Below are 20,607 nucleotides of genomic sequence, written 5' to 3'. Positions count from 1 at the left end.
GGGGTCGGCCTAACGATACTGAGTGGTTCCGGTACCGACAAGTCTTGCAGGGTAGGCGGCCCCGCGACCGCGTCGGCGTGCGTCAGTCGAAGAGGACCGGGTCCAGTTCGTCGATCTTGAGCAGGAGCCCGTCCGGGGTGACCACCCGGAGCTGCCGCCCGCCGGCCTCGTCGCTCGTCGGGCGGGCGATCGTCACGCCGCGGGCGCGCAGCCGCGCCTCGACCTCCTCCAGCGGGTCGGAGCACTCGAAGCCCAGCTCGACGGCGCCCTCGCCCTGACAGGGGTACGGGGGGTGCGCCAGCAGGCCCACCCGCGCGTCCCCGATCTCGATCAGTGCCCGGTCGCCGTCCCGGCGCCCGTGCACCACGCGCGCGCCCAGCTGCTCGTAGAACGCGACGGAGGCGGTCAGGTCCTCCACGTGCACCATCGGGCGCAGTCGCACGCCGTGTCCGTGGTCGGTCCGGTCGGTCACGGTGTCCTCCTCGTCTTCCTCGGAGTCCGGTCCTCGTCGACGGCCTCGCTCGCTCCTGCCCGCGGCCCGGCGCACACCGTCGCGATCGGTGTGCCGGCTGCGTCGGGGCACCGGACCCGGACCGGGGCGGCGGGGGAGGCCGTGTCGCCGCCCTCGTCGTCGCCGGGCAGGTGCCGGTCGACGACGTCGAGCCCGGGCGCTGTCCGTCGAACTCCCGGGTGGGACACACCGGATCGGGGGATCGTCACGAGATCGCGGACGTGACCGTGATCACGTACCGAGGGCCGGGGTCACGGGGTGGGCCGAGCTGCCCGACGTCCTGCGGACCCCGGCGGGTCGGCGTCGTGTGGTGATCGTGGGCCGCCGTTCCGCCGGCGTGGTGGACCGGCGCCCCCGGTGCTGGGGGGCAGCGCCACGGGACGCCGGTGCACCGATGGTGGCGCGCATCACCACCGAAGTCGCTGTGGTCGTCCGCCGCGAACGGCGGCCACGTCTTGGTCGACCGCTCACCAACGAACGCCCGTGCGGCCCTCGGCACGACCGTCGTGGTCGATCTAGGCCGAGGACGGAACGCTCGGGAGCGTCCCGTCGAGGCGCAGTCCGCCCAGGACGACGTCGGTCCAGATGTCGGCGATCTCCGGGCCGCTCAGGCAAGATGGTCCTCGCCAACGAATCCATCCCGGGGTACGTGCAGGCCTTCTTCGAGCACTCTCGCCGCTCGGCCGGTACCACTTGTTCACCCAGTTGCACATGCCGAAGATCGCCAGCGCCGTGGCCTGCACCGGCACACCGTGTTGTGCGCCGCGATCGACATGGCCGTGAAGTGGACCGTCGAGCACCGCTCGGCCAACCGAGGTCGCGACCCCGGTGCCCGCGGGCACGATCGACGACGCGGCCGCGGCCGGCGTGACCGACACCTTCGACGGGCTCTCAGGCCGGCTTCCGCGCCGCCGGCCACCAGCTGATCACCTACCGCTCCTACGCCACCGGCACGCTGCCGGTGCAGCCCGACCGGCCCACGGCCGAACGTGGCAGCGGCCGCCCCCACCCCTCCGGGCAGCGACGGGCGTTCCTCGCCCACGAGCAGGGCTGGCAGGACGTCGACGCCTACCACTACGCGGACCTGCGGGCGGGCAGGCGTTCGCCGGCCCGGCCGTGGTGGAGGCCGACACCACCACGCTCGCGGTGCCCGAGGGCACCGCCGCCACCGTCGACCACCTCGGCAACATCGTCCTGACCCCCGGGAAGGCCTGATCGCCCGTCACCCCCGTGCCCGGGGAGACGCCGCCGAGGAAGGAAGCGACCGGCTCGCTCGGGAATCCCTGCCGAATGCGGCGCCGTCGACTCCTCGGTGCCCAGCGACATGCGATCCGCGAGTTGCCGGGGAGGCGTGGGTCGGCCACGGACGCTCGACCGACGCGGCAGCGTGACGCCGGTGACGGGATGGGGCCCGAGAGCGATGCCGACCTAGGCTCTGCTTCGTGGGGTCGCGAGTGTCGGGGCCGGAAGCACGGGTCGAGGCCGAGCGCGCCGCGGTCTCGGCGCGTCCCCAGCATCTGCTGCTCACGTTGCTGGGAGATCACTGGTACCCCGAACGCGTCGATCTGCCCTCCACGGTGCTGGTGTCGCTGCTCGGGGAGTTCGGGGTCGCGCAGGCCAACGCCCGGGCGGCGCTGAGTCGGCTGGCGCGCCGTGGTCTGCTGCTCTCGCGCCGCGACGGGCGGCGCACGAACTACGCCCTCACCGACGAGGGGATCCGCACCCTCGACGCCGGGACCGAACGAATCTTCACCTTCGCCCGGGGCACATCGACCTGGGACGGCCGGTGGACGCTGGTGACGTTCTCCGTGCCCGAGGAGCAGCGCACCGTCCGCTCCCACCTCAGGTCGCGGCTGGGGTGGCTCGGTTTCGCGCCGTTGTTCGACGCCGTCTACGCGGCGCCCGGCGACCGCGAGCACGACGCCGTGGCCGTGCTCGCCGAGCTCGGGGTGCAGAAGGCCGCGGTGGTGGTGGGACGTGCCTCGTCGGCCATCGCCGGGGGAGACCCGGCACGGGCCTGGGACCTGGAAGATCTCCGGCGACGCTACGAGGAGTTCGCCGCCCGGTTCGCCCCGCTGGGTGATCTCGTCGACGAGCTGACGCCCGCGCAGGCGCTCGTTGCCCGCACCGCGGCAATCGACGTGTGGCGGGAGTTCCCCGGCCTCGATCCGGAGCTCCCGCAGGAGCTGCTGCCCGAGCACTGGCCGCAGGCCCGAGCGCGGGAGCTCTTCGCCGCGCTGTACGACGGTCTGGCGCCGGCGGCGACCGAGCGCGTGCGTGAGCTCGTCCACGAGGGCGCCCCGGATCGAGCTCCACTGGTCTCGTTCCACACGACGTGCGACGCCCTGGATCTCGTCGCGCGCGACCAGCAAAAACTCTAGACACGTCGGTTGCCGGTCGTCGCTCGGAGCGTCTAGCGTTGGGGGGTGCGGACGGCGACGCGGCCGAGGAGCTGGTGACGATGGACATCGATGTGCGCGAGCAGTACCGGCTCGCCAACCAGTACCGGGAGCTCGCGTTCCGCGACCGCCCCTACATCGGCAGTCCGGGCGCGCCGGCCCAGGACGCGACCAACGTCAGCAACACGTGGGTCCACCTCAACGGCGGCTTCCTCATGGGCTACGAGTACACGCGCTGGTGGCGCGAGTCGCGCGCCCTGCGGGCTTCGGCCGTGCTCGGTGACTGGAGCTGGTTGAACAAGGTCCGGATCACCGGGCCACGGGCGACGGAGTTCCTCGACCGGATCTCGGTGAAGGACCCCACGCACTGCGTGGTCGGTCAGACCCTGTTCACCCCGATGACCAGCGAGGACGGACGGATCGCGATCGAGGGCCTGACGCTCAAGCTGGGGGAGCAGGACTACCTGTTCACCCAGTCCGGCGCCCAGTACTGGGTGCCGCTGCAGCAGCGCCGGCTGGGCATGGACGTCGAGATCGTCGACGAGACCCCGGACTGGACCTGCTTCGCGCTGCAGGGTCCCCGCTCGCGCGAGGTGCTCGAGGCCGTGACGGGCGAGGACTTCGGCGGGCTGCGCTTCTCTCGGTGGCGTCGCCTCGAGCTGTTCGACACCGAGGTGATCGTGCAGCGCCAGGGCGTCACCGGCGAGATCGGCTACGAGCTGCTGATGCGCACCGACGGCGGGCGCGCCCACGAGCTGTGGCGGGCCGTCCGTGAGACCGGGGCGGAGCACGGGCTGCGCGAGCTCGGGTTCAAGGCCCAGCTCATCGGCCACACCGAGTCGAACATGCCCACCATCATCCGCGACTTCCTGCCCGACCGGTTCCCGCGCGAGAAGCTCCCCCGCTTCGCGGCCCTGTGGGTCGCCCCCGAGGAGTTCGCGGCGAATCCGCAGGACCTCACCGAGCACCTCGTGACCCCGGCCGAGGTCGGGTGGGGCCATACCGTGGACCTCGATCGCGACGGGCAGGCCCGCCAATTCAGCGGTCGCGACGCTCTGGCGCGCCAGGCCGACGCGGGGGGCCCACGACGCACCTTCCGCGGACTGGAGTGGCACCCCGAGGACGTGGGCGAGCTGTTCGCCGCGCAGTTCCGCGACGCCCCCGCACCGCCGCCCCCCGACCTCCCGTGGGGGCAGTTCCGCATGCAGTTCCTGCCCGTCGAGCAGGAGCACGCGGTGGGGTGGGCGTCGGCCTGGACCTACAGCCCGACGTTGCGCCGACTGATCAGCAATGCGCGGATCGACAGCAGCGTCGCCGTCGGGGACGAGGTGACGGTCTCCTGGGGTGGACCCGGCGGCGGCGGCGTCGCGGGGGAGCCGACCTGGAAGTTGCGGGCGAGGGTCGCCGAACAGCCGTTCATCACCCAGCACCGCCGCGACGACGTCACCGCGGACACGGACGCGACCCTGCAGAAGGTGTGACGGTCATGGACACCGAGCTCACGATCACGGCGGTGCTGCGCCGCGCCGAGCAGTTCTCCCCGCGCCGCGAGGTCGTCTCCCGCGAGCCGGACCGCAGCCTGCACCGCAGCGACTGGGCGGGTGTCGGGCGACGCGCTCGGCGTCTCGCCTCCGCCCTGCAGGGTTTCCACCTGGCACCCGACACCCGGGTGGCGAGCCTGTGCTGGAGCCACCGCCAGCACCTCGAGCTCTACTACGGCGTCCCGATGGCCGGGCTGGTGCTGCACCCGCTCAACCCGCGCCTGCACCACGAGGACATCGCCTGGATCGCCACCCACGCCCGCGATGCCGTGCTGTTCGTGGACGCGTCGTTCCTTCCGCTGCTCGAGCATCTGCGCGCCACCGCCGACGGCGTGCCTTTCGACCGGGTCGTCGTCATCGGGGGCAGCGGCGACGCGCACGCGGGAGCGGTCGATTACGAGGAGCTCCTCGCCACCGGAGAGGAGCAGTGGACGCCCGCGGAGATCGACGAGCACGCGACGGCCCTGCTCGGCTACACCAGCGGGACGACGGGACGTCCCAAGGGCGTCGAGGTGTCCCACCGCGCCCTGGTCCTGCACGCGCTGTCGAGCTCCCTGCAGGGGTGGCTGGGCCTCCGCGACGAGGACGTCGTCATGCCGGTCGTCCCGATGTACCACGCGTTGGCGTGGGGCTGGCCGTACACCAGCGCACTGCTCGGGGCAGGTCTCGTGCTCCCCGGCCCGTTCCTCGATGCGGCGAGCCTGCTCGAGCTGATCGAGGACGAGCAGGTCACGATGACCGGGGGCGTGCCCACCGTGTGGACCTCGGTGCTCCGGGAGCTCGACGCCGCTCCGGGGAAGCACGACGTCAGCCGGCTGCGCGCCATCCTCTCGGGCGGCTCGACCGCCCCGCCGACGATGATCGAAGGGTTCCGCGACCGCCACGGCCTGACCGTCGTGCACACCTGGGGCATGACCGAGCTGATCATGGGGTTGATCGCTGAGCCCGGAGTGCAGGAACGGGCGCTCCCGCCCGGCGAGCTCGAGTCGGTGCGGCACAGCCAGGGGCGTCCGCTGCCGCTGCTGGAGATCCGCGCCCGGGCCGAGGACGTGGAGGTCCCGTGGGACGCGACGACCCTCGGCGAGCTGGAGATCCGCGGACCGTGGGTGGCGAGGGAGTACCTCGAGGCGCCCGAGGCGAGCGCGGAGCAGTGGACCGCCGACGGGTGGTTCCGGACCGGGGACATCGTCACGATCGATCCGCGGGGGTGGGTGCGCATCGCCGATCGGGCCAAGGACGTCGTCAAGTCCGGCGGAGAGTGGATCTCGACGCCGGCGCTGGAGAACGCCATCCTCGCCCACCCGGCCGTCGCCGAGGCCGCCGTCATCGGTGTCGTCGACGAGAAGTGGGGCGAGCGTCCCCTCGCCCTCGTGGTCACGCACCCGGACCGGAGGGTGACCCCCGAGGAGCTGCGCGCCTTCATCGCGCCCTCGGTGGCGCGCTGGTGGCTCCCCGAACGCATCACCCTCGTCGAGGCCATCCCCAAGACCGCCGTCGGGAAGATCGACAAGCGAGGACTGCGCGCCACCTACGCACCGATCGGGGACCCGTCGTGACCGGCGTCGACGAGACCGTCGACCCCACCGTGCTCCACACCGAGCGCCTGCGCGTCGCCTGGGCCGACACCGACGCCGGCGGACGCATCCACTGGACCGCCGTCTTCCGCTGGGCAGAGCTCGCCGAGCACGCCCTGCTACGTCGCCTCGGCCGCGACCGCGACGAGGCCGGTCCCTACCCGCGCCGATCCACCGACGCCGTCTACCACCGGGCGCTGGAGTTCGATGACGAGATCGAGGTCCGACTCGGCGTGGCCGCGTCGGGACGGACCTCGGTCACTTTCCGCTGGCACATCACCCGTGACGATGAGCTGTGCGTCGAGGGCCACCACACCGTGGTCCACGTCGGCGCCGACGGTCGCGCCGCCCCATGGCCGGAGCACCTGCGAGCCGGGCTCTCGTCCGACGGCCTTCGCGACACGGGCACGCCGGGTTCCTCGGCACCGGCGAGCCACGCGGCGCCCTCGCTGTAGAGCCGTCGGACCGCGGCCCCATCAGCCCGGGCTGGTCGCGCTGCGGGGTGAAGCCGACCGTGGTCTGCACGTAAGACGGCCACGAGCGCCGCCTGCGAGATGACCACCGGGTCGCGGGATGTGCTCCGCTCGGTCGCCATCGTTTCGACCACGACGAGGACCTCCCGCGACAGTGATGCGGCGGGGGCCTCACCCCCGGGTGGCGGTCAGGACGTGTGCATAAGTGGCCGGGCTGATGCGGACGTCGATCAGGCGAGGGCCCGTCCGGGCTTGGTCGAGCTCGTGCCGGAGCGCCTGCCGGTGCTCCGCGATCGTGGCTCGCATCCCCATGCCGGAGGCGATGGCCGCGAAGTCGGTGGTCCCATAGCGCACCGCGTTCGCGTCGCCCTGCCCGTCAGTCTGCTTGATCTCGATGAGGCTGAGCGCGGCGTCGTTGAAGACCACGACGGTGACGTCGAGATCGAGCCGGACGACCGTCTCGAGCTCAGCCAGGGTCATCCCCAGTCCGCCGTCGCCGACGAAACACACCACGGGAGAGCCGGGGCGGGCGAGCGCCGCGCCCACCGCTGCGGGCAGCGAGAACCCCATGGTCGCCAGGCCGTTGGAGATCAGGACCCGGCGGGGGGCCGTCGCCTCCCAGAACGGCATCGCCACCAGCATGTGTGCGCCGGCGTCGACCGTCAGCGTGGTCGAGCTGCCGACCGCCCGCGCAACCTCGCGCACCACGTCATGGGGCCCGAACTCGCCACCGCCGGTCTCGAGCGTGTCGAGCGCCTCGCGGCGGGCGTCCTCGGCCGTGCCCGACTCCCAACGGTGGAACGCGTCGCCGAGGACGGTGGGAAGGGTGGTCGCGAGGGGGCCCACGACGATCTCCGGGTCGCCGAACCAGCTGCCGTCCACCGGCTCGGGATGCAGCATGACCACGGGCGCCTCGTACGGCCAGCGAGCTGGAATCAGTTCGACGGGGTCCACGCCGACCGCGAGGACGATGTCGGCTCGGTCCAGCAGCGGGCGCTCCAGCACTCCTCCGGTGAACAAGCCCGCGGAGCGGGCATCCGGCACGGCGCCCTTGGCCTGGTAGGTGCAGAGGACGGGCAGGCCCGTCGCGAGCAGGGCGTCGGCCAGGCCCGGATGGTCTGTTGCGGCGAGGCCGACGAGGACGACGGGGCGCTTGGCCCGGGTCATCATCGCGGAAGCTCGATCCGTCGCACCCTCGTCGAGGGCCGCGTCCGCGCTCGACGGTGGCGGCGAGCTGCCAGGGGCGGTCGGGTCCATGCTCAGGTGAACCCCGCCGGCCGGTCCTCGACGAGCAAGACCGACAGCAGCGGCCGCGACCTGTGCCGGGTTCTCTGTCCCCAGAGTCCCCGACCATTTCGCGATCGGTCGCGTCATGGCCTGCTCGTCGATGCGCTGGTGCGCGACGCGGGCAGCTGACCGCTCCGGAACGGTGTCGCTGACGAGCAGGAGCGGGGACCGGTCGAGCGTGGCCTGGGCGAGTCCGGTGGCGGCGGCGGTCGCTCCGGGGCCACGGGTGACCACCGCCGCGCCGACCGTGCCGGTGAGCAGCCCGTGCGTGGAGGCCATGATCCCTGCCGCGGTCTCGTCGTGGGTCAGGACGAAGCGGATGCCGTCCTCCGCGGCCGCTCCGACGACGTCGAGGTTTGCTCCGCCACCGGGGACTCCGAACAGCACCGAGGTCCCGGCATCGCGCCAGGCGCGGACGAGGGCGGTGGCGAGGGCACGCGGACCGACGGTCACCACGGAGGCCGTTGACGACGTGTCGAGAAAGGCATCGCTGCGGTGGCGCTCCGTTCGCGGGGAGGGCGACGGCGTTGTGCCCTGGATCACGGAAACCTACGCTCGCCTCGAGGTGATCCACCAGCACCGCCACCGGGAGGCCCACCGTGAGCATCGTCGTCGCCAACATTCGAGATGTCTCCGAAGGGACGCAGCCCGGGCAGTTCACCGTCGGTGACCGCGGGGCGATCACGACGCTGGCGGATCTCGACCCGATGTACAAGCAGCTCCTCGACGAGCCGGTCACGGCGACGGTGGCGGTGGTGGGGCGGGACGGCCTGCCGAATCTGACGCCGGTGTGGTTCGACTACGAAGGCGAGGTCGTGCTGCTCAACCTCGCCCACCACCGCAAGAAAGTGGAGTGGCTGCGCGCGACACCGCACGCGACGTTCCTCCTGATGAACCCGCAGAACGCCTACCACTGGGTATCGATCAAGACCACGGTCCGCCGCGAGATCCCCGAGGACCACCCCAGCGACGGCAAACGCGTCACGGACCAGGTCGACCGAATCTGGCGGAAATATACAGGTCAGGACTCCGCATACGGGTTGCGCGACGAGTCGGTCGGCGAGAGCCGCATCCTCTTCGAGCTGTCGGTCGACAAGATCGCGACGTTCGGGCGTCCCTGACGATGGGCTCGAACCCACGAGTGGCCGTCGTCGGCGGCTCCATCGGGGGTCTGACGGCGGGCCTCCTGCTGGGCGATCTGGGCTGTGACGTCCACATCTACGAGCGGTCACGATCCGAGCTCGACGCCCGCGGGGCGGGGATCGCCGTCCTCGACGCGACCATCCGCTACTTCCGCGAGCGGACCGCCGTCGACCCGGACACGTTCTGTTCCCGGACCGGGTGGATCCGCTATCTGTGGTCCGACGGGTCCCGCCGCTACCAGGCCGAGCACCACTACCGCTTCTCCTCGTGGAACGCCATCTACCGGGAGCTGCTGCGAATCTTCGACGCCGAGCGCTACCACCTCGGCCGCGAGATGACGTCCTTCCGGCAGCTCCACGAAGGTGTGGAGATCACCTTCGCCGACGGGGCGCGCGACGAGTGCGACCTACTCGTGGCCGCCGACGGCATCAACTCCCTGACCCGCGAGACGCTCTTCCCCTCCGCCCGGTCGCGCTACTCCGGCTACGTCGCCTATCGCGGCACCGTGCCCGAGGAGGATCTCCGCCCGGAGACGTTTGCCGAACTGCGCGACGCCATCACCTATCAGGTGATCCGCGACAGCCACGTTCTCGTCTATCCGATCCCGGGCCCTGGGGGGGCCGTGCAGCCGGGCGAACGGTTGTCCAACTACGTCTGGTACCGCAACGTCGCTCCCGGCGCACCTTTCGACCGGCTGCTCGCCGGTCGAGATGGCCAACCGCGGAAAGTGTCCGTGCCGCCCGGGATGTTGAGTGACGAGGCCATCGAGGAGTTCCGCGCCACGGCAACTCGGGAGCTCGCACCACCGATCGCGGAGGTGGTGAACGGCGCGCGCGAGCCGTTCGTCCAGGCCGTCTACGACATCGACGTCCCGGCGATGACCGCGGGGCAGGTCGCGATCCTCGGGGATGCAGCGTTCGCGGTGCGCCCCCATGCGGCGGCCGGGACGGCCAAGGCCGCAGCCGACGCATGGGCCCTCGCCGACGCGCTCGAGGGTGCCGGCGGCGACATCCCGGCCGCCCTGAAGACCTGGGAGGAGGCCCAGCTCGACCTCGGTCGCCGACTCCTCGAGCGATGCCGCGAGATCGGACGCCGCTCGCAGGTGGACAACAGCTGGGACCCGAGCGACCCCTACCTCATCTTCGGTCTCCACGAGCCCGGCCGCTGAGGGCCGCGCGGCGTGGCGTCCCGACCACTGTTCTCCGCTCTCGCGACCGCAGGAGGTCATGAAGGGGTCTGCCGGTCCGCATGGCCACCGGCGATCCGTCCGAGGACCCCGGGGGCCGTGACCGACGACCTCGACCGCTCCTGTGACCCGTGAGCCAGCCCGCGCCGGTGGGCGCCACGACAGCGCAAGGCTCCACCCGGTCATCGCCCAGCGGTCCGGCGCCACTCCGGTGTCACGATCTGGACATCGACCGTCAGCTACCGGCCATGCAGCTGGACCCGCACCCGCCGAGGCGGTCGTCGTCGAGCGCCACGTCGGTGGCCGACGGCGTACAGCGTCGCGCCGAGCGCCGCGTGGGAGAAGGCCGCCGCGGCAATCAGTAGTGTCCCCGTCACCGTCGGTCCCCGTTCGTCGGTGGTGGTTCAGTCCGATGTCGCATGCACCGGTCGTGGCTGTTACCCGCCACGCCGAAGAGGGTGCAAGCGGAGTTCCCACCGGGGTCTGTTCGGGTCATCCGCGTAGTAGTTCGGGGCGTGCGGCTCGGGATGGAGGCTCTGGGGTAGCTCGACGACCTCGTGGCGGGGTGTCCAGGGGGAGACGGACGTGGACGCATGAACGAGGTCGCCGACGCACAGGCCGTGGTATCGCCGTAGTGCGTAGCGCGCTCGGCCGCGGGGCGCGGGCTCCCTGCTGCGGTTGGCGCGACCCGAGACCACCCGGTGGGCGCATCGGGGTGGTGATCGACTGCCTCTCCCGACCCCGCCCATCTCAAGGTCATCTTGAGGTTTATGGTTCCGGGCTTGCGGCGGAGGCGCGTGGTGCGGAGCTCGACGCGCACCGGCGGTCCACGGGGGAGCGGGGCGAAGGGAGGCCGGAGATGTGGCAATGGCAGGGGGGCGCAGTCGGAGGACGGAGCCTCGACGAGTACGGCGGCGAGAGCCGGCACGTGGCGTCGTCGTACGCGGGGCCGCTCGTCGAACCGGAAAGCCCGCGTACCAGTGAGTCCCGGACCTCGGTGCCGGACCCGACTCTGCCGGGGCAGCGCTGGGGGTGTGCGCAGGACGTGGTGCCGGGATCATCCGCGACAGTGCGGGGCGACTGGGAGCCGACGCCGATCTTCCAGGCCGTCGCGTCGGAGTGGGAGCGGCACCAGCGCGACGACGTCGGCGGCCATCGCCGGGGCAGCCCGCCCGCCCTCGAGGAGGATCACGTTGCCTGGGCGCCCGCGCCGCGTGTGAGAACGGGACCGCTGCCGGTCCAACGACCGCGAGACCCGGGCCGCACCCGTGATCTGCCAGCGGTGCCTGCGGTGCCGCCACCCCCACCGCGCGGCGCCCGGGTCGTCGACGTCGCCGGCCGCCAGGTGCTGGGCGTCGCGCCCTCCGGCGAGAGGGCTCCGTCTGGCTGGGTGCCCGAGCCCCGGTCGGGGTCAGGACCGTTGCCCGTCCAGCGTCCGCGGGACGCGAGCGGGCGCGATGTCTACCCGGCGGGCATGGTGCCGCCACCGAACCGCTCGATCGACGAGGAACTGACGCGTCGCGCGCAACGGCGGCGCCGGCCGCTGGCCACGTCGACGGCCGAGGGCGGACGACACGCCTTGAAGCCGCGCGATGGGGACGAACCGACGCTGCGCGAAGATCTCAACACCATCGGAGCAGCATCAGGGGCCTCGACGTCCAGCGAATCCACATAGACCCATCGGCCACCGAGTCCGGACCGAAGTCAACGGTCGGCACCGGCGGGCTCGGGGATGGATTGCTCGATGGAGGATCGCCGGTGACCACGTAGCGCGCGTCGCGGGCTGGTCTTCTTGCTGTGCAACAGGGCCGCGTCGATCCGCCGGTGAGCCCGCTCGGGCTCGTCGACCTCCACCACCACACGATGGAACGGTCGGCCGCTGAGGTAGATGACCACCACGTCTGTGCCCAGACGGGCGCTCCAGAGCTGGCGACGTTCACCGACTCCCCAGCAGCCGGCGCGGTAGCGCTGCCACCACCACAGGCCCGGACAGGGAAGGTGAGGGCTCGAGGCGACGGCGTCGGCTCGTGTCATCACCCGGATCCCGAGGACCCGCGTGTAGGGGACGAACAGCCCCCGCGAGCACGCGGCGAGCACGTCGGGGCCTGAAAAGTGCACACGCAGTCCGGTCCGGGTGACCTCGAGGCGTACCGCCATCCACACCTCCACGACGATGAGGGCAGCCAGACCGACTCCCCTCCCTGGGTGCCCCGCCGAGGGTGGCGGGTTGCTGACTTGTCGCCCTCCATCACGCCGGGATTACGGTCCTGAGTGAGTCTCTGAGCAAGTTCGACCATTCGACTGGCACGAGTACATCCGGGACGACGCAATGATCCGGCCGAGTGGACGTTCACCCTGGTGACGGCGGCCGTCCCCGATGCTCGCGCGGGCCGCCGGCGTCGTCCGGCCCGCCAGGCCGCCCGCTGCTCCCGTACTGCTCCACTACCGACACGCCCCGACCGGGTCGTCGAGCTGCCATCGGGAGGGTGTGTCGTGGTGCTTGTTCGGGCGTGAAGGCGGGTCGAAGACCACACGCTGCGGAACTCCTCGACGAGACCGGGGATCGAGCACCTCGATGACGGGGTCAGGGCATCAATGCGCACCTGTGCGACGACGAGCGCCGGCTACCCCTGGGGCAGCTCACCGGCCCCTCGACGCTCGTCTGCCGAGCACGTCAGGCGTCGCCCGCACCGGTCGGCAGGAGTGCCGGCCGCGCGCCATCACGTTCGGGGCACCAGCCAGACGATCTTGCAGATGTGGCGGCCGGTGTCGTCCTCGTCCAGCTGCAGGGCGTGCTGACCGCCAGCTGTCGGCGTCATCGCTTGCGACTCACGTCGGTGCTTCGCGCGATACTCGAGCTCGCCGTCGGGCGTGCTGACCGACGGGCGGGGCGGCGTCCTGTTCATCGATGCGAGAGTCCGCGAGCGGCCGACGTCGTGCAGCCACTGATCCGGCGACGCTCCCGAACCCGAACGCGGTACGGGAATCCCCGGATGCCGCTCATCGTGGCGGGTGGTGTCGACGCCGTTGCGGCCGCTGGCGACCTGCCGCCCCCGGTCCTCCCAGGCCGCCGCCATGGCGCGAAAGATCGGCGTCGATTCGTCCGCCCGCTCGTCGCGCGCCTGCCCAGCCCAGGTGTCGACCGCATCGAGCCGTCGCCCTTCGCGCCTCGCGTCCTCCCGCCATTCCCACATCTCTTGGTCTCCCTGTCGTCTGGCACGGTCACCGACGCCGCGCGGACTGCCCTCCGCGAGGTTCGGGCGGACCCTAAAGCTCAGCATGAGGTTGAGACGCGTGACACGCTGTGAAACGGAACCAGGACGCCGATGCGGCCACCATGGAGTGGGTGGAAAGACGTCTTGCGGGCGCCGGTGAGCAAGGCGTTGCTCGGCGGCCTCGCCCAGCGGCTCCTGCTCGACAGCCCCGTCCCCATTCTGGAGGTGAAGGCCGAGACCTGCCCGATCGGTGTCCCCCGTGGGCCCTCCTTGGGCGGCCCACGCACCGCTGTGCGTGCGAGCCGGGCAATGCGTGCCCCCGGCAGGGTCACCTCCAGGTCGCGCGTGCCGGTGTCCTCCTCCGGGATCGTGGCCGGGCTCGTGGCCGAACTGGTACGCGAGCCGTCGAGCGGAGACCCGACCGGTTTCGTGCCGTGGACCCGGTCAGATCCCGGAGGGGGTGGGGCGGCGCCGACCCTGCTGCGACCCGATCCATCGCGGTCGGGGCCTGGTTCTCCTCGGGGGTGACGCGCTCGAGGAACCGCAGCAGCTCGACGGGGAAGGGCAGCACGAGCGTCGAGTTCTTCTCGGCCGCCACCTCCACGACCGTCTCCAGGAGGCGGAGCTGCAGGGAGGCCGGGTGGTCCGACATCGTCTCCGCGGCCGCGGAGAGTGTCGCCGCCGCCTGACGTTCGCCGTCAGCGGTGATGACGCGAGCGCGACGTTCACGCTCGGCCTCGGCCTGACGCGACATGGAACGCTTCATGGACTCGGGCAGCGAGACGTCCTTGATCTCGACGCGGTCGATGTGCAGGCCCCAGTCCACGACCGGGGTGTCGATCATCAGCTCGAGGCCCTGGTTGAGCTTCTCCCGGTTGCTGAGCAGATCGTCGAGGTCGCTCTTCCCGATGATCGACCGCAGCGACGTCTGGGCGAGCTGCGCGATCGCGGACAAGTAGTCCTGCACGTCCACCGCCACGCGGACGGGATCGACCACCCGGAAATAGATGACCGCGTCGACCCGCACGGTGACGTTGTCACGGGTGATCCCGTCCTGCGCCGGGACCGGCAGGGTCACGATCTGCATGTTGACCTTCGTCAACCGGTCCGCGAACGGCCAGAGCAGGACGATCCCGGGCGCTCTCGTGGTGCCGGGCTCCACCCTGCCGAACCGGAACACGACTCCGCGCTCGTACTGGCGGACGACCCGCATGCTCGTTCCGACCAGCGTCGCGGCCACCAGGAGAACGGCGGCACAGAGCGCAAGGGCAACGATCATCTCGCCACATCCCTCACCGCGCGGCCTCCAACCGAGAGGAAGCCACCGGAAAAAAGGTAGCGCAGCGACAGCCGAGAAGCGGTGCCCGTCAGCACCATTCCTCCCGTCGGGGCGTGCGCGGCTTGGAGGAACAGCAAGTCGTGGAAGCAGTCGGTGGGGGGTGGTCTGCGCGGGTCCTTCTCCGGACCTCACGTCGGCCGAGGAGGGTGTCGACATCCGTCCCCCTGACCGGAGCCGGGGATGTTCGATGCCGACCGCCTGCGGTGGCCCGCCGCTCCGTCGGGCCAGCGAGCAGGCGGGTGCGCGGGTTTCTCGATCGTCGTCCTGGCCCATCGCACCCCCGGGTGGGCAGGGTCGCCGTCAAGCCTGCTGTCGAGGGTGATCGCTGCACCTGGCCGTCGACGTCGGCGTCGGCCATCGGTACGGGGCGGGAGGGGGTCGTCTGCGGCGTTGGAGCCGACCAGGAGCGTGGAATACGTTGCGCAACGTCCTAGCCCCACGTCCGGCAAGGACGGCAGCGAGTCCGCGTCGTCAAGCGCGGCTGCCATCCACGGATCTGTGGGCGCATCAGGGCGAGCCAAGTCGAGCACTGGCCAGGACATCTGAGCGTCTACAACGGGTGCGCTCGGAAGTAAACGGCCCGTCGGACCGGTCTGGAGTCACTCCGAAGATCGCCGCAGGGCTGTGCTCAGTAGAGAGAGTGCGCCGTCAGGGACTCGAACCCGAACCCAGTGATTCTCGACGGCGACTTCCTCGATGTCACCGACGAGTCGCTGACATCGAGGCCTACCTGAGAAGACCGGCGCATGACCCTTCGCGCAGTCGCGGTTGCTTCTGGACCGTCGTTGGACGAATCTCACGGGTACTTTCTGGGTCGACCTTGCTCAGCGCGAGGCGCGATCCGGGCCTTCGTGCCTGTACCTGTGCTGCATAGCGCGGCCACTCTCACGTACCCGGCGTCAGGCCCTGTACTCCGACCATTCGTCCATCAGAGACCTCGTCGCGGGCCGGTTTGATCTCTGCGTAGTCTGGCCCGTAGTAGAAGGCTTCCCACGCTTCCTGGGATGGGAACTCCAAGAAGACCAGTCGCGAGGGGGTCCAGTCCCCTTCGTACACCGTGAAGTTGCCCCCTCGTACGAGGTGCCGGCCACCGGCGGCTTCCAGGGCAGGGCGGGCTCGCTCCATGTGGCGGCGGTAGCGCTCGCCATTCCGGATATCGACGTCGAAGAGGATGTAGTAGTTACCGGAGGACTCGGAGTCTGTGGTCTGACTCATGTAACCATGTTCGGTCAGGCGGATAGCAGCGTCGAGGCCTCGGGTCAACTGATCTCAAGCTGCTCGAGCTCGGCACTACGGCGGGTTCAGGGTTCGCGTGCAAGTGTCGCCAGGCGTGGTTCTGGCTCGGCCGTGAGGTTCTTCTCCGAGTCGCGGCAGATGTCGAATGAGGGAACAGAAGCACTATGGAGCACCCAGGCCCCGCAAATCCCCACTTGTTGCGCCGACACCTCATGAGAAGTCCCGGATCGCTAGAGCCAAGGCCATGCCCCCTCAGCAAGCGATGCCGCAGAGGGATGGCTCGGCTCGCGACCCGGGAGTCCCACGGAGGCCGTAGCTCGCACCGACCTGATTGCAGGGCTGTCTTGGAGTCGGTCGCGCTCTGTGGCCGATCTTTTACTTCGACGACTGGCAGGACGCCGGTCGGTCAGCGGCCGGGCCAGTGCACTGGCCGCTCTGCCCAGCACCATTTCCGCCATTGGTCGGCGGGGAAGGGCTGGCGAGTGCCGGCGCAGCGGTACCGAGAGTTGCAGCTGCGATCAAAGCAGCGGCGACAACTCCACGTCGAACTGAAGCCATCGTTCCTCCTTCATGATTGCTCGGATGGGCGTCGGAGTTCGAGAGTGTGCTTGGTCAACCATGTCGTCAAGTCAAGAGGCGGACACGGCTCGCTTTCTCCAAGGCTACTTATTGAAGGCGACAAGATGTGGGGGGCGACCGACTGTGAAGTAGTGCGCGCGGTCAGTATCGAAGTCATCGATAGCCAGGAAGATTTAACTGGAGCGGGCGCCGAAGGCGCCCATGCCGACGTCCAGTTGCAGTTGCGGGGCCGCTGTCGAGAAGCCGCGATTGTCGTTATTGCCAGCTTCGGTCCGATTTCGAGCAACGTTGAGCGAATCTTCATTAATTCGGCCGAGGCCTCAACCTGTCCAGAGACTGGGGGGGCTCAGGGTCTCTCCCTCGGCGGCGCGGGCTCTGTCCTGCCGGGCCGCCCGTGCGGGTGCAAGCGCCCCTGTTGTCGATGACCGGCACCTGTGCTGCCTGGTGGCGCTCTCCACCCAGCGCGGTCGGCCTATGGAACGATCCGGGTCACCGGCGAGCCCGGCCGCTACGTCGCCCTGGCGTGGTTCCGCGACCTCGACGGCAAGGCCCGCCAGGTCGAGCGCCGCGGGGGTGCCCGGTCGGGCACGGACTGTTGTCCGGCCTCTGACCTGGGAATTGGGTGCGCCGTCAGGGACTCGAACCCCGAACCCAGTGGACGAGAGTCACGTCCGCAGTCGTGTGATGCGGTGAGCGTTCGTGCTGGTCAGCGATGGAGCCCGCTGGTCTCGATCATGAGTGATCGAGCCCTGTGTCGAGCGATGGGTTGACGTAAGCGGTACCCAAAGCGGGCCCTCCCGCCGGTGCTGGCGTGTCGGGTCCGGCTGTCCGACGGGCACGTGTGCCGTGCGCGACCGGAAGTCGTCGTTTGGCTCAAAGCCACTGATCGACGTTCTCGTGCGCGTCCGCCTGCTGAGGCTGCGAAGTGAACGAGGGGCGCACCAGGGCTCGATAGTATGTCGGAGAGGTGTGCAGGGGTTGGTCGAGGCCGGCAGGTCCTCCATGATCTGCTCATGGGCGGGATAGCAACCAGCTTGATTGCAGTGGCGGGTACATTGCTCGGCTCTTTGTCGACGTACCTCTTCCAACGTCGCACTGCGGCTCGCGCCGAAAGAGCGGCCCGAGAAGAGCGACTGAGACAAGAGCGCTTGCTGGCGTGCAGTGAGTTCCTGACCGCTATAGCCGAGCTGAAGCGCGCCGCCATCACCGCGTGGTTTCGCCGCAAAGAGGAGGGAGAGGAATGGCGCTCAGCGATGGTGGAGGCGGACCGTAGTGGGGCCGCAGCAGAGAGCGCGCAGGCGCGGCTCATGCTCGTGATTGGCGATCCGTCTCTCCACTCTGCAGCCCGTGGGCTGGCTGCATACATCGACGTCCTCCGCGAAGCGGGCGACAAGGCCGATATGGAGGTCCGAGAACTCCAGTACGAGACCAAGCGGAGCGCGTTCATCGCCGGGGCACGAGACCTTCTTGGAGGGTAAGTATTAGCCGAGCACGAGCCACCCGGCTGACCCGCTGACGCATCTCCTCTCTGAACCTACTGGCCGCCCGCACGATCACCAACTCTGAGTGGGAGCGAACGTCCTCCAGGCCCGGTGCGCTTTACGGTGACCTTCTCAGGCGCGTGACGGCGTCGACGACGAGCGCCCGCCACTCCCGGTAGGTCTCGGCGCGACGGCGCTGGGCTGTCCGTCGCGCGGACAACGCCGGGTTTATTTCGGGCGGACTGTTCAGGAGTGTGGTGAGCGTGGTTAGCCGGGCAGCGAGCTCGGGGTCGACTGAGCGCAGCCGATCCAGCAGCCTGCGGCTCCCGACGAGCTGGGACCAGAGGACTGCCCGGCTTCCCTCCAGCAACGCGAGCGCCGCCTCGGCGTCCCCGCGCCGGAGGCGGACCTCTGCTGCGTCGCCGCCAAGACCCGCTAGCTCGACGAGTCGATGCTCGCGGTCCGGTCGTTCGCGTTCCAGCGTGACCAGCGAGGGCAGTAGGGCCAGGACCACCTGGCCTGCGGCGTCCGCCGTCGCAAGGTCGCCAGCTCGTCGTGCCAGCGACGCCGCCCCCCGGGCCGCGTCGATCCGTGACGACAATCGCACACGGTCGTCACTCGCGCAGAGCTGGAAGGCCGCGAGTCCGTCGAGACAGACGTCCGTTGCGTCGTGATCGGCGCGGGTCAGCCTGCGGTAGCGCAGGTCCGCCCATCGTCCGCTGTGTAGGGCGGTGAGGGCGGACCCGGGATAGTCGGTGTCGTGTCGGCCTGCCGCCTGCGCGAGGACGGTCTGGGCCTCGGCGAGGTCGCCATCCGCCTCCGGGCCGTCCCGCTCCGCCCGGGTGATCAGCGCCGAGGCCAAGTTGCCCTCGACCCCTGCGCGATCGGGATGGTCGGGCGCGACAACGGCGCGAGCCTGGCGGAACCGGGCGATAGCCTCGTCGAGGGCAGGTCCGGCCTCGTCGACATGGAAGCGGGCCAGCAGGGCGCTACCCAGGTTGGAGAGGTACCCACCCTGCTCGGCGGAGGTTGACGGCCCGATGGCGACGGCCGCCTCGTGCGCGGCAATCGCGTGGTCGAGGTCGGCCGGGCTACCGCTGCGCTCGAAGCTCTGCCGATGGACCAGGCCAAGGTTGTTCAGGTGTCGGGCCCGGTCCGGGTGCGTGGTGTGCAGTGACTCGACGGCATCGGTGAGCGCCGCGACCGCCGTGTCGAGGTCCACTCGGTCGCCGCTCACCTCGAACGCCGTGGCCCTCAGATTGCCAAGGTTCCCCAGCAGGGCGGCTCGCTCGCCAGGCCGGCGTACCAGCTCGACCGCCCGCTCGGCGGTGTCAATCGCCTCCCGAAGGTCTTCCGCGGTACCGAACCGCTCGTACCTGCTCGACAGCGCGACTGCGAGGTTCGTGAGCCGCATCGGCAGGTCGGCATCGTCGTCAGCGGTGGCCCCGGAAGTCTCGCGGAGCAGCCCGACGGACTCCGCGAGCCGCGCCGTGTCGCCCTCCTCCTCGAACCGGCTGTGCAGCACGTTCGCGAGGTTGCCAAGGATGAGCGGGCGTAGCGCCGCACGCTCGACGGTCGCGTCGAGCGCGGTCCGGAGGGCGGCCTCGGCGGCGCGGAGATCGTCGAGCTGACCGCTGTGTTCGAAGTGCACGGCCCACGAAGTGCCGAGATTGTTCGCCGCGAGCACCACGGTCGGGTCGCCCGCGCTCGTCGCGTCAACACCGGCCTGGAAGTAGCCGAGCGCGCGGTCCAGGTCGGGGAGGGCCCCGAGCAGGTCGTAGCGGGCGCGCAGGGCGACTCCGAGGCTGTTGGCAGAGGTCACGTTCAACGACGCAGTGCTGGCGGCCTCCAGCACCTCGATGGCTTCCCGCAGCGCGGTCTCGTCCCCCGTGGCCTGGTGGAGGTCGGTGAGGGCGTTGCCGAGGTTCTGGGCGGCGGGCGGCCAGGCGGCTCCGCGGGCCAAGCCGGTCGCCTCGCGGTGGTATTGAACAGCCGCGTCGAGATCCGCGGCCCGGTCGGCGAAGCCCGATCGCTCCCGCAGGGCCGCGCCGAGCTGGGAGAGGAACAGCACCCGGCTCTCGTCTTCGAGGTCCGCCGCGTCCACAGCGCGGGTAAGAGCTTCGACGGCGTCGTCGAGGTGTGCGCGGTCTCCGGTCTCCTCGAACATCGCGCGGAGAGCGACGCCGAGATTCGCGTAGAGGGCTGCGGCGGGCTCATGGTCGATCTCGGCCCGGAGCAGGGCGACGGCTTCACGGAGGAGCTCGCCGTCGCCCCCTTGGTCGAGGGCGGCGCGGAGCAGTTCGCTGCCGTCTGGTTCAGGACTAGAGACGCCGACTAACTTCCGGAGGCTCTCTGGCACCAGCTCCGGGTACCGGTCGTGGAGCGCGGAGAAATATGCCATCGCGGCCCCTAGGTCCTCCTCGCCCTTCGGAAGGTCGAGGGCCTGGAACCGGGCCAGATGGAAAACAGCGAGGGCATGGACAAGGCGCGGGTCTGCCGCGGGCGGCGGACCCAGGAGCTCCGCGAGCTGGTCGGCGGCTTGCTCCGACGCTGCGGTGAGCACCCCGCCGGGCGCATTGCGGACAGCCGCCTGGAGGAGGGCGACGAGCTCGTCCTGCGTGCCTGAGGTCACCGAACACCGCC

The 20,607-nt window shown here is 70.5% G+C and carries 15 protein-coding genes; 7 read left to right on the top strand and 8 right to left on the bottom strand.

Translation table 11 applies throughout. The features are described 5' to 3' along the window. Positions 1-82 precede the first annotated feature (82 nt). Positions 83-472 carry a VOC family protein gene (locus PH190_RS15085; protein WP_274232342.1) on the bottom strand — a complete coding sequence of 130 codons (390 nt, stop codon included), beginning with the start codon at positions 470-472 and terminating at the stop codon, positions 83-85. Positions 473-1,026: 554 nt separating this feature from the next. Further along, positions 1,027-1,311, bottom strand: coding sequence for a TetR-type transcription factor C-terminal domain-containing protein (locus PH190_RS15080; RefSeq protein ID WP_274232466.1), 285 nt, complete (start codon positions 1,309-1,311; stop codon positions 1,027-1,029). 642 nt (positions 1,312-1,953) lie between these two features. On the opposite strand from PH190_RS15080, the gene PH190_RS15075 reads away from it, so the two are divergent. Genes PH190_RS15075 through PH190_RS15060 form a run of 4 tightly spaced genes read left to right on the top strand, consistent with a single transcriptional unit; the run spans position 1,954 to position 6,480 of the window. Next, complete coding sequence (locus PH190_RS15075) at positions 1,954-2,892, top strand: PaaX family transcriptional regulator (protein ID WP_274232341.1); 939 nt, start codon at positions 1,954-1,956, stop codon at positions 2,890-2,892. Between the two features lie 38 nt (positions 2,893-2,930). Beyond that, positions 2,931-4,391: a hypothetical protein gene (locus PH190_RS15070; RefSeq protein ID WP_274232340.1), complete on the top strand. Its 1,461-nt coding sequence runs from the start codon at positions 2,931-2,933 to the stop codon at positions 4,389-4,391. 5 nt (positions 4,392-4,396) lie between these two features. Continuing rightward, positions 4,397-6,007: a long-chain-fatty-acid--CoA ligase gene (locus PH190_RS15065; RefSeq protein WP_274232339.1), complete on the top strand. Its 1,611-nt coding sequence runs from the start codon at positions 4,397-4,399 to the stop codon at positions 6,005-6,007. Then, the gene (locus PH190_RS15060) at positions 6,004-6,480 is read left to right on the top strand and encodes an acyl-CoA thioesterase (protein ID WP_274232338.1); all 477 of its coding nucleotides are present in this window, start codon (positions 6,004-6,006) and stop codon (positions 6,478-6,480) included. The genes PH190_RS15065 and PH190_RS15060 overlap by 4 nt, the downstream gene beginning before the upstream one ends. Positions 6,481-6,669: 189 nt before the next feature. On the opposite strand, the gene PH190_RS15055 is transcribed toward PH190_RS15060, so the two are convergent. Beyond that, positions 6,670-8,328, bottom strand: a complete 1,659-nt coding sequence (locus PH190_RS15055) for a thiamine pyrophosphate-binding protein (protein WP_274232337.1) — start codon at positions 8,326-8,328, stop codon at positions 6,670-6,672. 56 nt (positions 8,329-8,384) lie between these two features. Between PH190_RS15055 and PH190_RS15050 the strand changes: the two genes are divergently transcribed. Beyond that, complete coding sequence (locus tag PH190_RS15050; RefSeq protein WP_274232336.1) at positions 8,385-8,906, top strand: pyridoxamine 5'-phosphate oxidase family protein; 522 nt, start codon at positions 8,385-8,387, stop codon at positions 8,904-8,906. Between the two features lie 2 nt (positions 8,907-8,908). Continuing rightward, positions 8,909-10,096, top strand: coding sequence for an FAD binding domain-containing protein (locus PH190_RS15045; protein WP_274232335.1), 1,188 nt, complete (start codon positions 8,909-8,911; stop codon positions 10,094-10,096). Between the two features lie 1,722 nt (positions 10,097-11,818). Here PH190_RS15045 and PH190_RS15040 read toward each other — a convergent pair. The 4 genes from PH190_RS15040 to PH190_RS15025 form a co-directional block, all read right to left on the bottom strand. Next, the gene (locus tag PH190_RS15040) at positions 11,819-12,283 is read right to left on the bottom strand and encodes a hypothetical protein (RefSeq protein WP_274232334.1); all 465 of its coding nucleotides are present in this window, start codon (positions 12,281-12,283) and stop codon (positions 11,819-11,821) included. Between the two features lie 551 nt (positions 12,284-12,834). Beyond that, a complete protein-coding gene (locus tag PH190_RS15035; RefSeq protein WP_274232333.1) occupies positions 12,835-13,308 on the bottom strand; it encodes a hypothetical protein in 474 nt (157 codons plus the stop codon). Between the two features lie 349 nt (positions 13,309-13,657). After that, the gene (locus PH190_RS15030; protein ID WP_274232465.1) at positions 13,658-14,542 is read right to left on the bottom strand and encodes an SPFH domain-containing protein; all 885 of its coding nucleotides are present in this window, start codon (positions 14,540-14,542) and stop codon (positions 13,658-13,660) included. Positions 14,543-15,553: 1,011 nt separating this feature from the next. After that, a complete protein-coding gene (locus PH190_RS15025; RefSeq protein ID WP_274232332.1) occupies positions 15,554-15,883 on the bottom strand; it encodes a DUF1330 domain-containing protein in 330 nt (109 codons plus the stop codon). Positions 15,884-17,496: 1,613 nt separating this feature from the next. Between PH190_RS15025 and PH190_RS15020 the strand changes: the two genes are divergently transcribed. Then, positions 17,497-17,961: a hypothetical protein gene (locus PH190_RS15020; protein WP_274232331.1), complete on the top strand. Its 465-nt coding sequence runs from the start codon at positions 17,497-17,499 to the stop codon at positions 17,959-17,961. Positions 17,962-18,082: 121 nt separating this feature from the next. On the opposite strand, the gene PH190_RS15015 is transcribed toward PH190_RS15020, so the two are convergent. Continuing rightward, positions 18,083-20,596, bottom strand: a complete 2,514-nt coding sequence (locus tag PH190_RS15015; protein ID WP_274232330.1) for a tetratricopeptide repeat protein — start codon at positions 20,594-20,596, stop codon at positions 18,083-18,085. Positions 20,597-20,607 lie beyond the last annotated feature (11 nt).

The organism is Actinomycetospora straminea, from assembly GCF_028737255.1.
Classification (GTDB): Bacteria; Actinomycetota; Actinomycetes; order Mycobacteriales; family Pseudonocardiaceae; genus Actinomycetospora; species Actinomycetospora straminea.
Note: the sequence above shows the minus strand (reverse complement) of the source record. Positions and strands in the feature narration are given on the sequence as shown.

Excerpts from the sequence above, each read along its gene's own strand:
- PH190_RS15065 (WP_274232339.1), top strand. The coding sequence starts at position 4,397 with ATGGACACCGAGCTCACGATCACGGCGGTGCTGCGCCGCGCCGAGCAG.
- PH190_RS15045 (WP_274232335.1), top strand. The coding sequence starts at position 8,909 with ATGGGCTCGAACCCACGAGTGGCCGTCGTCGGCGGCTCCATCGGGGGT.
- PH190_RS15035 (WP_274232333.1), bottom strand. The coding sequence starts at position 13,308 with ATGTGGGAATGGCGGGAGGACGCGAGGCGCGAAGGGCGACGGCTCGAT.
- PH190_RS15030 (WP_274232465.1), bottom strand. The coding sequence starts at position 14,542 with ATGCGGGTCGTCCGCCAGTACGAGCGCGGAGTCGTGTTCCGGTTCGGC.
- PH190_RS15025 (WP_274232332.1), bottom strand. The coding sequence starts at position 15,883 with ATGAGTCAGACCACAGACTCCGAGTCCTCCGGTAACTACTACATCCTC.
- PH190_RS15020 (WP_274232331.1), top strand. The coding sequence starts at position 17,497 with ATGGGCGGGATAGCAACCAGCTTGATTGCAGTGGCGGGTACATTGCTC.